Origin of the sequence: Altererythrobacter sp. B11 (genome assembly GCF_003569745.1) — a bacterium.
GTDB lineage: Bacteria > Pseudomonadota > Alphaproteobacteria > Sphingomonadales > Sphingomonadaceae > Croceibacterium_C.
Genome location: NZ_AP018498.1, coordinates 365,291 through 378,311 on the forward strand (window position 1 = coordinate 365,291; position 13,021 = coordinate 378,311).

At 65.8% G+C, this 13,021-nt stretch carries 12 protein-coding genes; 4 read left to right on the top strand and 8 right to left on the bottom strand.

Features of this window, described 5'->3' with window-relative positions:
• Positions 1 to 5: 5 nt before the first annotated feature.
• Positions 6 to 905 carry an SPFH domain-containing protein gene (locus AEB_RS01645; RefSeq protein WP_119081591.1) on the bottom strand — a complete coding sequence of 300 codons (900 nt, stop codon included), beginning with the start codon at positions 903 to 905 and terminating at the stop codon, positions 6 to 8.
• A 90-nt stretch (positions 906 to 995) separates the two neighbouring features.
• A complete protein-coding gene (gene recQ / locus AEB_RS01650; RefSeq protein WP_119081593.1) occupies positions 996 to 2,780 on the bottom strand; it encodes a DNA helicase RecQ in 1,785 nt (594 codons plus the stop codon).
• 139 nt (positions 2,781 to 2,919) lie between these two features.
• Here recQ and AEB_RS01655 point away from each other — a divergent pair, with 139 nt between their 5' ends.
• Genes AEB_RS01655 through phhA form a run of 3 tightly spaced genes read left to right on the top strand, consistent with a single transcriptional unit; the run spans position 2,920 to position 4,454 of the window.
• A complete protein-coding gene (locus tag AEB_RS01655) occupies positions 2,920 to 3,222 on the top strand; it encodes a hypothetical protein (RefSeq protein ID WP_119081594.1) in 303 nt (100 codons plus the stop codon).
• The gene (locus tag AEB_RS01660; protein ID WP_231958854.1) at positions 3,219 to 3,506 is read left to right on the top strand and encodes a hypothetical protein; all 288 of its coding nucleotides are present in this window, start codon (positions 3,219 to 3,221) and stop codon (positions 3,504 to 3,506) included. Before AEB_RS01655 ends, AEB_RS01660 begins: the two co-directional genes overlap by 4 nt.
• A 9-nt stretch (positions 3,507 to 3,515) precedes the next feature.
• Positions 3,516 to 4,454, top strand: a complete 939-nt coding sequence (phhA, locus tag AEB_RS01665) for a phenylalanine 4-monooxygenase (RefSeq protein WP_119081596.1) — start codon at positions 3,516 to 3,518, stop codon at positions 4,452 to 4,454.
• A gap of 77 nt (positions 4,455 to 4,531) precedes the next feature.
• Here the strand turns inward: phhA and AEB_RS01670 are convergent, their stop codons facing one another.
• From AEB_RS01670 to AEB_RS01685, 4 genes are all read right to left on the bottom strand, one after another.
• Positions 4,532 to 4,765, bottom strand: coding sequence for a hypothetical protein (locus tag AEB_RS01670; RefSeq protein ID WP_119081598.1), 234 nt, complete (start codon positions 4,763 to 4,765; stop codon positions 4,532 to 4,534).
• Between the two features lie 272 nt (positions 4,766 to 5,037).
• A complete protein-coding gene (locus tag AEB_RS01675) occupies positions 5,038 to 5,850 on the bottom strand; it encodes an undecaprenyl-diphosphate phosphatase (RefSeq protein WP_119081599.1) in 813 nt (270 codons plus the stop codon).
• Between the two features lie 61 nt (positions 5,851 to 5,911).
• Positions 5,912 to 8,023: a M13 family metallopeptidase gene (locus AEB_RS01680; protein WP_119081601.1), complete on the bottom strand. Its 2,112-nt coding sequence runs from the start codon at positions 8,021 to 8,023 to the stop codon at positions 5,912 to 5,914.
• A 176-nt stretch (positions 8,024 to 8,199) separates the two neighbouring features.
• The gene (locus AEB_RS01685) at positions 8,200 to 9,990 is read right to left on the bottom strand and encodes an ABC transporter transmembrane domain-containing protein (protein WP_119081602.1); all 1,791 of its coding nucleotides are present in this window, start codon (positions 9,988 to 9,990) and stop codon (positions 8,200 to 8,202) included.
• 165 nt (positions 9,991 to 10,155) lie between these two features.
• Here AEB_RS01685 and AEB_RS01690 point away from each other — a divergent pair, with 165 nt between their 5' ends.
• Positions 10,156 to 11,379 carry a polyhydroxyalkanoate depolymerase gene (locus AEB_RS01690; protein WP_119081604.1) on the top strand — a complete coding sequence of 408 codons (1,224 nt, stop codon included), beginning with the start codon at positions 10,156 to 10,158 and terminating at the stop codon, positions 11,377 to 11,379.
• Between the two features lie 12 nt (positions 11,380 to 11,391).
• On the opposite strand, the gene AEB_RS01695 is transcribed toward AEB_RS01690, so the two are convergent.
• The gene (locus AEB_RS01695; protein WP_119081605.1) at positions 11,392 to 12,795 is read right to left on the bottom strand and encodes a putative O-glycosylation ligase, exosortase A system-associated; all 1,404 of its coding nucleotides are present in this window, start codon (positions 12,793 to 12,795) and stop codon (positions 11,392 to 11,394) included.
• Entirely contained in the window at positions 12,788 to 12,952 is a 165-nt protein-coding gene (locus AEB_RS18110) for a hypothetical protein (RefSeq protein WP_172592975.1), read from the bottom strand. The genes AEB_RS01695 and AEB_RS18110 overlap by 8 nt, the downstream gene beginning before the upstream one ends.
• Positions 12,953 to 13,021: the final 69 nt, after the last annotated feature.

Consider the following 13,021-nt stretch of genomic DNA (forward strand, 5'->3'; position numbering starts at 1 on the left):
CGACCCTATTGGTAGAGCGAGCCGGCGTTGACCACCGGGTTCACTTCCCGCTCCCCGCACAGCACCACCATCAGGTTGGAGACCATCGCGGCGCGCCGTTCGTCATCCAATTCGATGATCTGGTCCTCGCTCAGCTTCGCCAGCGCCATTTCCACCATGCTCACCGCCCCCATCACCAGCTTGGCACGGGCGGCGATCACCGCCTCGGCCTGCTGGCGGCGCAGCATCGCCCCGGCGATTTCCGGCGCATAGGCGAGATGCGTCAGGCCTGCTTCGTCCACCACGATCCCTGCCACGGCGAGCCGCTCGTTCAGTTCGGTCTGCAACTCGCTGTTGATCACATCCGCGCTGCCACGCAGCGTCGTCACATCGTCCTCGCTCATGTCGTCATAGGGATGCCGCGCGCCCACGGTGCGCAGACCGGCTTCGATCTGGATGTTCACGAAGGCACGATAGTCATCGACGTCGAAACTGGCCTGCGCCGTATCGCGAACGCGCCACACGACGTTGCAGGCGATCTCTATCGGGTTACCGCGCAGATCGTTGATCTTCACTCGCTCGGAATGGATGTTGTGCGCCCGCACCGTTACCTTGGCGCGCATCATCCACGGCCAGATCCAGCGCAGGCCCTGCCGTCGATCCGTTCCGCGATATGCGCCGAACAGGGTGATCACCGCGCCCTGGTTGGGCTGGATCATGTAGAATCCCGACAGCAGGAAGATAAAAGCAAACACCGCAAGGCCCAGCACCGCGCCGCCCGCACCCGCGCCCCCTCGCAACATGCCGAGGCCCCAGAGCCCCACCGGCAGGGTGGCAACCCACAGCAGCAACAGCAGATAGCCGTTGAAGGTGGTGGCCCGGCTTTCCCGGCTGCGAGTGATTGCGCCGTCATTCCCCTCGATCACGACCGGTCTCCTGATGATATAATTGTGATATCGTTTTTATATCACATGCCGCCCCCGTCAAGCGAAACCGGATGGTGCGCCCGGGGGGACTCAGTGGGCGCGGATCGCGGCCAGAAAGGCCTCGCCGTAAGCTTCCAGCTTGCGCGCCCCGACGCCGCTGATCGCGCCGAGTTCGACGAGGCTCGTCGGACGCGCGGCAGCCATTTCGCGCAAAGTGGCATCGTGGAACACCACATAGGGCGGCACCTGCGCTTCTTCCGCCAGTTCGCGCCGCAGGTTGCGCAGGGCCTCGAACAGCGGATCGCCCACGGGATTGGGCGCCGCATCGCGCCCGCGCCGCCGCTTTCCAGCCGCCGGGGGGCTGACGATTACCACAGGCATGCCGCCAGTCAGGATGTCCCGCGCGTCGCCCGCCAGGCACAGGCCGCCGTGTTCGTTCGCAACAAGGCTGCCACGCGCCTGCAAGGCACGGCTGACCGGCTGCAACAGCCGCGCTTCCGCCTGTCCGACAATGCCGAACACGGATAGCTTGTCGTGCCCCTTCTGGCGCACCCGCTCGTCCTCCGCACCGGTAAGCACCTTCTGCAGATGGCCGAAGCCATAGCTCTGGCCCGTACGATAGACGGCGCTCAGCAGCTTGCGCGCCAGCTCCGTGGTGTCGATCACGTCGGGCGCATCCAGGCAATTGTCGCAATTGCCGCAGCGTTCGGGCGGCTCTTCTCCGAAATGGCGCAGCAGCACCGCGCGGCGGCAGGTGGGCGTTTCCACCAGCACGGCCAGCGCATCCAGCCGCTGGCGTTCGCCGGCCTGCCGCCCCTCATCCAGTTCTGTCAGCCTTTGCCGCGCCTGGGCAAAATCGCCCGCCGCCCACAGCATCACCGCGCGCGCGGGATCGCCGTCGCGCCCGGCACGGCCCGTCTCCTGGTAATAGGCTTCGATCGACTTAGGGATACCCGCATGGGCGACGAAGCGGACATCGGGCTTGTCGATCCCCATGCCGAAAGCGATCGTCGCCACGATCACCATGTCTTCGCTGGCCACGAATTCGGCCTGATTGGCGGCGCGCTGCTCCGGCGGCAGGCCGGCGTGGTAAGGCAGCACCCGCCGCCCGGAGACACTGGCGAGCCGCTCCGCCAGATCCTCCACCTTCCGCCGCGTGGGGGCATAGATGATGCCCGGCCCGCGTTCCTCCGCCAGCAAGGTCACCAGTTGGCGCAGCCCGTTCTCGCGATGGCGGATGGCATAGCGGATGTTCGGCCGGTCGAAGCCGGCGACGATCAGCCCATCCTCCCCGATGCCCAGCTGCGCCAGGATATCCGCCCTGGTATGCGCATCCGCCGTGGCGGTCAGCGCCAGCCGCGGCACGGCGGGGAAGGCGTCCATCAGCGGGCGCAGCTGCCGATAGTCGGGGCGGAAGTCATGCCCCCATTCGGACACGCAATGCGCTTCGTCCACCGCGAACAGTGCCAGCCGGGCACTGCCCAGCAGATCGCGGAAGTGCGGCTGGCTGGCACGCTCAGGCGCGACATACAGCAGGTCCAGCTCGCCCGCGCGGAAGGCGTCCATCGTCGCCATCCGATCGTCGTCCACGCTGGTCAGCGCGGCTGCACGGATGCCGTTGGCCCGGGCCGAACGCAGCTGGTCGTGCATCAGCGCAATGAGCGGGGAGACGACCACGCAGGTGCCGTCCAGCATGCAGGCGGGCAATTGATAGGTCAGAGACTTGCCTGCACCGGTGGGCATCACCGCCAGCGTCGATTGCCCGGCCAGAACGCGCGCCACCACGTCGCGCTGCACGCCGCGGAACTGCTCGAATCCGAAGATCCGCCGCAGCGCCGCTTCCGCTTCGCCCTGCATCTGCCCTGCATCCGCCATGGGCGGGCTGTGGCAGACGACGGGGGATGCGGGAACCGGCCAGGGCGGTTTTTTGGCGGTTTTTTTGCGCGCTTCAGTGGTCTAGCGTGCGCGCTCCGCAGGGGCGCCCCTGCCGGTTCGTTTCAGAGAGGTATCGAAAATGAAGAAGTTTGCACTTGCGGCCTTTGCCGCTGCTTCGGCCATGACGCTGGCCGCTTGCGGCAGCGCCGACGATGCGAGCACCGATGCGGAAGCCGATACGGTGGAAATGCCTGCCGACGAGGCAATGGCCGATGTGCCGGACCCAGCCGTCGATCCCGATGCCACCTCGGAGGCGGTGGACGATGCGGTGGACAATGCCGAAGAGACGACCGACGCCTATCAGGCGGCCGGGGATGCCGCGGCCGCAGCCGCTTCCGACGTGGAAGCAGCCGCCAGCCCCACCACCGCTCCCACCGAGTGACGGAGATCGCCAACAGGGCGGGCGGGGCCAGCGCCCTGCCCGCCTTGCGCGGCCTATGCCCGGCCGCGCTCCTTCCGGCCGTGCTGCTCCTCTCCGCCTGCGGAGCGAGCGATAATGATCCGGGACCGGGCGGAGTGACGGTGGGGGAGGCGCGCGCGCTCGATCGCGCGGCCGCAATGCTCGATTCCCGGCCGCTTCCCGCCGAGGCGCTGCAGCCCGGCAGCGCCGCGCCGGCGGCCGTATCGCCGGAGCCGAGTGGAACGCCGGCGGCCAGCCCACGTTAGTTTACTACCATGCCGGAAAGCGCACTCAGCGAAATCGACTTCGCGGCCTTGCCGGAGCCTTCGGACACGGTGTTCACCGCTCCGCTCCGCCGCCCACCGCATGTGGACGAGGACTGGCTAGAGCCGGCGCAGCGGGACTATTCGGCAGGGGATGATGCGATCTGGGATGCGCTGTTCGCGCGGCAGATGGACGTTCTTCCCGGCCGCGCCTGCAGCGCCTTCCTCCAGGGCCTCGAGCAGCTCGATCTGGGCGCCGGCGGCGTGCCCGATTTTGGCCGCCTGTCAAAAGAGCTGGGGCGGCTCACCGGGTGGAGCGTGGTGCCCGTCCCCATGCTGATCCCCGACCATGTGTTCTTCTGGCATCTGGCCAATCGCCGCTTCCCCGCCGGCAATTTCATCCGCACCCGCGAAACCTTCGACTACATCCAGGAGCCGGACGTGTTCCACGATGTGTTCGGCCATGTGCCGATGCTCGCCGACCCCGTATTCGCCGATTACATGCAGGAATATGGCCGGGCCGGCTGGAAGGCGATGCGCCACAACCGGCTGAAGGCGCTGGGGGCGCTCTATTGGTACACCGTGGAGTTCGGCCTGATCCGCGAAGCGGGCGAACTGCGCATCTATGGTGCGGGTATCCTGTCCGGGCCGCAGGAAGCGGTGTTCGCGCTGGAGGGGCATTCGCCCAACCGGATCACGCTCGATGTCGACCGGGTGATGCGGACGGATTACGTGATCGACGATCTGCAGCCGACCTACTTCGTGATCGAGAGCCTGGCGGACCTCTACCGCCTGACGGTGGAGCGCGATTTCGATCAGCTCTATCGCAACCTCGATCCCGGCTTCACCTATGCCAACGCCGCGGTGCTGGATAGCGACAATGTGCTGCATCCCGGCACGCAGGAATATCATCTGCGCGGCGGCCGCGGCTCTTCCGCCAAGCCGGTCTGAGACCCGCCGAAAGCGGGCACAGAAAAGCCGGCCGCGGGTAATCCCGGGCCGGCTTCCTGAACTCGTGGTGCGAGAACTTACTCGGCAGCCGGAGCTTCCGTGGTCTCTTCAGCCATCGGCGTTTCGGTCGACATGGCGTCGGTCGCAGCCGCGGTGTCTTCAGCCATCGGGGTTTCGGTGGCCATGGCGGTGTCTTCAGCCATCGGGGTTTCGGTGGCGGTGGCGTCGGCGGCAGGCTCTTCCGAAGCGCTGCAAGCGGCGAGACCCAGACCCAGAGCGGCAGCCGAAGCGACGGCGATAAGCTTCTTCATTGTAATTCCCCTTCACATGGTGGGGCGCCAGCCTATGACCAGACCACCCCCGATTTGAACGCTCGATAGCGACCAAGCCCCCGGCGACGCAGTCCGCTGCGGCGCAACAGGTCGGCCGCAAATAGCAGCACTTGCGGGCGGGGCAAATAGAACAAGCAGGGTTGGCACCGGCGCAACGCAAAAAAACCGCGATCTCCTTGTGGAAAGCGGCAAGATTTATCGCCAGCGAAGCAGGCGATCCGGCGGGATCGGCCCCGAATCGCAGCCCTGCGTCACCGAAAAGCGAGCCAGAGCACGGCAGCGGCGCCGATAATGATTCGGTACCACGCAAAAGGGGCGAATCCATGGCGGCTGACATAGGCAACGAAAGCCCGGATCACGAACAGCGCCACAATGAAGGAGACGACGAAGCCGATCGCGATCTCGGCCCAGCCCACCGGCGATGCGCCGCCCTTCGCGCCCGAGAGATTGTCGAACAGTTCCAGCGTGGAGGCGCCGATCATCGTGGGAATGGCGAGGAAGAAGGAAAACTCGGCCGCCGTCTTGCGGCCGACACCCATCGCCAGCGCGCCCATGATCGTGGCGCCGGAGCGGCTGACGCCCGGCACCATGGCGAGGCATTGCGCAAGCCCCACCCCAGCAACCTGACGCAGCGGCAGGTTGGCGACGCCGACGTCGGCGCCCGGCTTGGCCGTGCGCTCCACCCCCAGGATAGCGATGCCGCCCACGATCAGTGCCCAGGCCACCACCGACGGGCTGCCCAGAAGGATGTCGATATAGTCCTTGAGCATCAGGCCGAGCACGGCCGACGGCAGGAAGCCGACGAGGATGTTGCGCGCGAAGCGCAGCCCTTCCGCCTGCAGCCGCAGCACGCCCATTCCGGCGTCCCAGAAGGTCTTCCAGTATTGCACGACGACGGCGAGGATCGCCCCGAGCTGGATCACGACATTGAACATCGCCCAATGGGCGGAATCATAGCCGAACAGTTCGGAGGCGAGAATCAGGTGCCCGGTCGAGGAGACCGGAACGAACTCGGTCAAACCCTCGACGATACCGAGAAGTATGGCGGTGAGGGTCAATCCCATTGCGGGCGATCAATGGCAAAGCAGGCGGCGAAGTCAAGCGCCGCCTGCTGCACCTGCGAAATCACCAGATATGCACGCGCTTTTCCGGCGGCAGATAGAGCTTGTCGCCCGGCTGCACGTTGAAGGCCTTGTACCATGCATCCTGGTTGCGCACCGCGCCGTTGGCGCGGAATTCCTCAGGGCTGTGCGGATCGGTGAGCAGCCGCTGGCGGCCCGCAGCCTCGCGCTGCGCCGAACGCCACACCTGCGCCCAGGCGAGGAAGAAGCGCTGGTCCCCGGTGAGGCCATCGATCACCGGCGGCTCCTTGCCGTCCAGCGACATGCGATAGGCGCGATAGGCGACGCTGAGCCCGCCATTGTCGCCGATGTTCTCGCCCAGGGTGAAGCGGCCGTTCACGCAGGTCTTGCCATCGTCATAGGGGCAATAGCTGTCATACTGCGCCGCCAGCTGGTCGCCCAGTTCGTTGAAGCGGGCGAGGTCGGCAGGCTGCCACCAGTCGCGCAGCGCGCCGGTGCCGTCGCTCTTGGCGCCCTGATCGTCGAAGCCGTGTCCCATCTCGTGGCCGATCACCGCGCCGATGCCGCCATAGTTCACCGCCGGATCGGCATCGGGATTGAAGAAGGGCGGCTGCAGGATCGCAGCGGGGAACACGATCTCGTTGAAGGTCGGGTTGTAATAGGCGTTCACCGTCTGCGGCAGCATGCCCCATTCGGTGCGATCCACCGGCTGGCCCAGCTTGGAGCGGTTGTCCTCGATCGTCCATTCGATGGCGCGAACCATATTGCCCAGCGCATCGCCGGGCTTGATCTCCAGCCCGTCATAGGTTTCGAACTCGTCGGGATAGCCGATCTTCGGAGTGAAGGCGTCGAGCTTGGCTGTCGCCTCCTTCTTCGTCTCCGGCGTCATCCAGCTGTTCTCGCGGATGCTGACCCCCAGCGACTTGCGCAGGTTCTTCACCAGATCATCCATCGCCGCCTTGCTCTCGGGCGGGAAATACCGCTCGACATAGAGCGCGCCGAGCTGCTCGCCCAGTTCGCCTTCGGTCGCGGCGATCGCGCGCTTCCAGCGCGGGCGCTGCTCTTCCTGCCCGTTGAGGAACTTGCCGTAGAAATCGAACTGCGCCTGATCCACGTCGCTGGGCAGCACCGAGGACATGCTGTTGAGGAACTGGGCCGCCATGAAGGCCTTGAGCGTGGCCAGCGGGGTCTTGGCCACCAGTTCCATCATCGCGGGCGTTCCGCCGCCGATGGCCTTGAGGTCTTCCGCCGTAAGGCCCAGTTGCTTCGCCTCTTCCGCACTCGGCGGCACCTGCGGCGTGTCGAACTCGTCCTGATCGGCGAATTGCGACGCCTCCAGCAGCTCGGCCATCGGGAAGTCGGGCGCCAGCGCCAGCAGTTCAGCGCGGCTCAGCTTGTTATAGGTAATGTCCCGGTTGCGCAGGGCGGTGCGGTCCCACTCCAGCTGCGCCACCTGATGTTCGAAGGCATAGACCGATTCCGCCGCCGCGGCCGGATCGGCGTAGCCCGCCTTCCCCAGCAGGAAGGCGAGATACTTCTTGTAGCGATCGCGGATCTCGAGGTTCCGCTCGCTGTCCACGAGGTAATAATCGCGGTCAGGCAGGCCCATGCCGTCGAAGCCGACGCTGACGATATATTTATCGGGATCCTTGGAATCCACATCCACGCTGGCCGCAATGAGTGACGGCAGGCCCGCTTTCGGAAACAGCTTCACCAAAGAGGTGAGATCGGAGGCGGAGAATATCTCGTCGAGATAGGGGCGCGCCGGCGCCATGCCGGCCGCGTCGATCGCCTTGGTATCAAGATAGGACTGATAGGCATCGACGATGCGCCGCGCCTGCGTGCCCTGTGCGGGGTTTTCCTTCACCAGATCGGCCACCAGCTTCTCGACGTCCGACGTCGATTTCTCGCGCAGGATGTTGAAAGCGCCGAAGCGGGTGTATTCCGCCGGGATCGGGTTGGCGGCGATCCACTTGCCATTCACATAAGTGAAGAAGTCATCGCCGGGCTTCACCGCCGTATCCAGCAGCGCCGGATCCACGCCCCAGGTGCCGAATTCCATGGTGGGCGCGTCACGCGTTTCATCCTGCGCGACGGCGGGAACAGTGATTGCGAGAGCTGCGGCAGATGCGCCGGCAAGCAGTTTACGAAACATCAGCGACCTTTCTTCGAGAGATGCACTGCCCGGCGAAAGGCGCGGGCGCGCCGGATCGGAATGGCTTACAGCCCCGCGGCGGACGCCGGAGGCCGTTCGTCGGTTACATTTGTGACTTTATCGATTAACCGACGCTTGATGCACGGCGCAAGCACCCTTGCGCGCCGGGGGCTGGCTCAGGCAGCCTTGTAATCGTGAAACTGCAGGGCGGCGAGATGGGCATAGAGCCCGCCATTGGCGATCAGCTGCCCATGACTGCCCTGTTCCACGATCCGTCCGTCATCCATCACCACGATCCGGTCTGCCGCGCGAACCGTCGCCAGGCGATGGGCGATCACCAGCGTGGTGCGCCCTTGCATCAGCCGCTCCAGCGCCTGCTGCACCAGCCGTTCGCTTTCCGCATCCAGCGCGCTCGTCGCTTCGTCCAGCAGCAGGATCGGCGCATCGCGCAGCAGCGCGCGGGCGATCGCCACCCGCTGGCGCTGCCCGCCGGACAGCCGTGCACCGCCCTCGCCCAGGAACGTGTCGAGACCATCGGGCAGAGCCTTCAGGAACTCTTCCGCATTGGCGGCGCGGGCGGCTTCCCAGATCAGCTCTTCCGGCGCGTCCCACGCGCCATAGCGCAGATTGTCCCGCGCGCTGGCGGCAAACAGCGTGCCTTCCTGCGGCACCAGCGCCATGCGGCGGCGGATTTCGGCTGGGTCTGCCTGCACCAGCGGCACCCCGTCCAGCCGCACCGTGCCCATCTGCGGATCGTAGAACCGCTCCGCCAGCTGGAAGATCGTGGACTTGCCCGCGCCCGAAGGGCCGACGATCGCCACCGTCTCGCCGGGCTCCACCGTCAGGTCGAACTCGCTGATCGCGGCCGACTGCGGGCGCGTGGGATAGCGGAAGGTTACGTTCTGGAACGAGAGGGCCCCGCGGGCCGGCTGCGGCAGGGTCAGCGGGCGCGCGGGCGGCGCGATATCCGGCTGTTCCTGCAGCAGCTCCCCCAGCCGGCTGGCGGCACCCGCGCCGCGCAGCAGATCGCCATAGACTTCCGCCAACGCGCCGAAGGCACCCGCCACCAGCACGCCGGTGAGCACGAACGCCGCGATCGTGCCGCCGCTCAGCGTGCCTTCGGCAACCTGGATCGCCCCGCGCCACATCAGCGCGGTAATCGCGCCGAAGATGAAGCTGATGACCACGCCGGTCATGATCGCGCGCAGGGTGATGCGCCGCTTGGCCGTGGTGAAGCTGCGTTCCACCGCGCCGGCAAAGCGCGCCCTTTCGCGCTGTTCCTGATTGAAGCCCTGCACCACCTTCATGGCGCCCAGCACTTCCGTCACCTGCGCGCCGATATCGGCCACCCGATCCTGACTCTCGCGCGAAACGTTGCGTACGCGCCGGCCGATGATCACGATCGGCAGCAGCACCAGCGGCACCGCCACCACCAGCAGCAGGGTGAGATGCGGCGCGAGATAAAGCAGATAGGCCGTGCCCCCCAGCGCCATCAGCGCATTGCGCAGCGCGATGGAAATGGTGCTGCCCACCACGGTTTCGATCTGCGCCGTATCCGCCGTCATCCGCGAGGAGATTTCCTTGGGGCTGTTCTCCTCGAAGAAGCCGGGGGAAAGGCGCAGCAAATTGGTCTGCACCGCCAGCCGAATGTCCGCCACCACGCGCTCGCCCAGCAGGCTGACGAAATAGTAACGGCAGGCCGTGCCCAGTGCGAGCACCACCACGATACCGAAGAGATAGCGAAACCACCGGCCGATCGCCGCCGGATCGGCGCCTTCGGCAAAACCGCGGTCGATGATGAGGCGGAAGCCGGCCGGGATCGCCAGAGTGGCCGCAGCAGTAACGATCAGCGCGAGCAGCGCCAGCGAGACCATCAGCGGATAGGCGCCGGCGGCGCGGAAGATCATCGCCAGCGGGCCAAGGTTGCGGGCGGGTTCTACGGGTTGCGAAGCGGGAGAGCGGGCCATTGCGGCCGCGTTAGCCGATCTGCCCACAGGATTGAAGCGGCAGCGGCACCAGGATTGCTTCCGCTTCTTTGCCGCATTGCAACAAAATGCCTATATGAAGCGTATGCAGTATCGGCAGACCCGCGGAAATGCCGCGGCTCGCCGGGAAAGATCGAGGGAAACACAGTGCTTTACCATGCCTATGAGATGCAGCGTGCGCTTCTGTCCAGCGCCAGCCGCTGGGCGGAAATCGGCGCCGAACTGCTCGACAATCCCAGCCTGCCGATGGGATATTTCGGCATGGGGCCGACCATGGCCAGCGCGCTCAAGGTGTTCGCCCACATCTACGAGGATCGCGGCAAGCCCGCCTTCAACATCGACAGCGTGACCGTGGAGGGCAAGGAATGGCCCGTGGCGGAAGCGGTGGTGTTCGAGAAGCCGTTCGGTTCGCTGCGCCATTTCCGGCGCGAAGGCCTGCCCAAAGGCGCCCCGCGCTTGATGATCGTTGCGCCCATGAGCGGCCATTACGCCACGCTGCTGCGCGGCACGGTGGCGCGGATGGTGGAAAACCAGGAAGTGTGGATCACCGACTGGGCGGATGCCAAGATGGTGCCGCTGAGCGAAGGGGATTTCGATCTCGACGATTACATCGACTATCTGATCGAGTTCCTCCACTTCACCGGTGAAGGCACGCATATGCTGGCGGTGTGCCAGCCCTCCGTGCCGGCCTTTGCGGCGGCAGCGGTGATGGGGGCGGAGAAGGATCCGTTCCGCCCCGCCACGCTCACCATGATGGGTGGCCCGGTGGATACCCGCGCCAGCCCCACTTCCGTGAACGACGTCGCGATGGAACGGCCGCTGTCGTGGTTCCGCAACAATGTGGTCGCCACGGTGCCGATGAACTATCCGGGCGCGGGGCGGCAAGTCTATCCCGGCTTCCTGCAGCTGGCCGGCTTCATCTCCATGAACCTGCAGAACCACATGATGAGCCATTTCGAGATGTTCAAACATCTCACCATGGGCGATCAGGAAAGCGCAGACGCGACCAAGAAGTTCTACGACGAATATCTCTCCGTCTGCGACATGACGGCGGAGTTCTATCTGGAAACGATCGACCAGGTGTTCCAGCGCCACACCCTGCCGCGCGGGGAGTTCAACCACCGTGGCAAGCTGATCGACCCCGGCGCGATCCGCGACACCGCGCTGCTGGCGATCGAGGGGGAGCGGGACGACATTTCCGGCATCGGCCAGACCCGCGCCGCGCTCGATCTCGCCCGGAGCCTGCCGGAGGCGCAGAAGAAATATCACTTCGCCCGCGAGGTCGGCCATTACGGCATCTTCAACGGCAGCAAGTGGCGCCAGCGCATCGCCCCGGTGGTGGAGGAATGGATGCGCACCCACGCCCGCTGAGCGGCGAGCGGCTCAGGCGGAGACGGGCAGCCGCTCCGCCTCGTCCGCTTCCGATTCTGCTTCCGGGCGCCGGAATCGTGCCCGGCGCGGCGCCCCATCCACGCGCTTCACATAGCTCCACAGCGCACACTGCAGACCGATGAGCATGAAGATGAACGGCTGGTAGGCAATGCCCACGAAGGCGGCGCCCACCAGATAGGTGAGTTGAGACTGTTGCAGTGCCGTCGCAAGGCCGCGCTGCCAGCTTGCAGGGCCGTTGTTGTCTTCGGCATCGGCGGGCTTGCGCCCGTATCGCCAGCGGATCCGCTCCATCTGCCACAGGCCCAGCCCCTGCAGCCACAGCCACAGCAGCAGCCCGGGATAGCCCTGTTCGCCCAGCATTTCGAAATAGGATGAGTGATAGGCCCGCGCCTTGTCGGTAACCGTTTCATATTGCACCGAAACATTGGGCGGAGTGCCCACCAGCTTGCGCGTGCGATAGGTGAAGCTGTTGCCCAGATAGGCATCGAATCCCCCGCCCATGGGATTGGCGGCAGCATAGTCCATGGTCCATTTCCACACCTGTATCCGGGTGGAGGCGGACTCGTCGCTCTGGTAATTGCCGATCGTGTCCATCCGCTGGACATAGCTTTGCGGCAGAAACGGCAGCGCGACCGCCAGCAACGCCACTGCCAGCCCGGCATAAAGGAAGCGATAGCGCACCGAACGCAGCATCAGCACACCCAGCACGGCGGCACAGACCAGCCCCGTGCGCGCCGCGGTGCCGATGGGGATCAGCAGGCAGGCGAACACCATCCCCGCAGCATAGAGCCGCACCCGCCAATCGGGCGGAAAGATCGTGCCGTACCGCGCCAGCCACAGCACCAGCGGGATGGTTGCAATGGCGGCGGTGGAGAGAATCGAGCTTTCGTAGAGCCCGGAATCCTCGGTCACCAGCAGGCGCAATTCGCCATAGCCGCCGCCGCCCAGCACCGTCTTGATGCCGCCATTGATGATGATCGTGCCGATCGCCAGCACCATGAACAGCGCCACCGCTTCCAGCCGCAGCCGGGTGCGCACGGCAAGGGGCAGGAACATGGCGAAGACCAGCGCCTTCCACACCCAGTCCCACTTTTCCAGCGCCGCCTCCGGATAGGCCGCGCTGAGAGTGGTGAGGCCGCAATAGGCGAGCAGCGCGGCGATGAGTCCCTGGCGAAAGGTGAACCGGCTGCCGTGCTTGGAATCGAGCAGCAGCCATCCGCCGAAGGCCGCGGCAAAGGCGATCAGCGAGACGGGAATGGCCTGGATCGGCCCCCAGCCCATCTTCTGCGGCGCAACCACGTCGATATAGATATAGGCAAGCACCCACAGGAAGGGCCGCTTCAATCCCGCGAGGAGGAACAGCGCGATGAAGCCGAGCAGGGCGATATCAAGCATCGCCGCCCTCCTCGCCAGCACTCAGCGGGGTCGCCCGGCTGCGCCGCCTTGGCTTTTCCGCGGCACCATCCTCATCCAGGTCGGGGCGGGCGAGCAGGCGCCACAGGGCGACCGCCATCAGGCCATGGGTCAGCGCAAGGGTGAAATAGTCGATCAAGCCCGCAGTCCCGCCAATGCGGCCGTCCGCGCGCAGGCGGCCGCCAGTAAGGGCGCTCTATCGGTGCGG

What these genes read in the sequence shown, in the direction of transcription:
- AEB_RS01670 (WP_119081598.1), bottom strand. Translation starts at nt 4,765, where the DNA reads ATGAAGAAGCTTATCGCCGTCGCTTCGGCTGCCGCTCTGGGTCTGGGT.
- AEB_RS01675 (WP_119081599.1), bottom strand. Translation starts at nt 5,850, where the DNA reads ATGGGATTGACCCTCACCGCCATACTTCTCGGTATCGTCGAGGGTTTG.
- AEB_RS01685 (WP_119081602.1), bottom strand. Translation starts at nt 9,990, where the DNA reads ATGGCCCGCTCTCCCGCTTCGCAACCCGTAGAACCCGCCCGCAACCTT.
- phhA (WP_119081596.1), top strand. Translation starts at nt 3,516, where the DNA reads ATGCCGGAAAGCGCACTCAGCGAAATCGACTTCGCGGCCTTGCCGGAG.
- recQ (WP_119081593.1), bottom strand. Translation starts at nt 2,780, where the DNA reads ATGGCGGATGCAGGGCAGATGCAGGGCGAAGCGGAAGCGGCGCTGCGG.
- AEB_RS01695 (WP_119081605.1), bottom strand. Translation starts at nt 12,795, where the DNA reads ATGCTTGATATCGCCCTGCTCGGCTTCATCGCGCTGTTCCTCCTCGCG.
- AEB_RS01655 (WP_119081594.1), top strand. Translation starts at nt 2,920, where the DNA reads ATGAAGAAGTTTGCACTTGCGGCCTTTGCCGCTGCTTCGGCCATGACG.
- AEB_RS01680 (WP_119081601.1), bottom strand. Translation starts at nt 8,023, where the DNA reads ATGTTTCGTAAACTGCTTGCCGGCGCATCTGCCGCAGCTCTCGCAATC.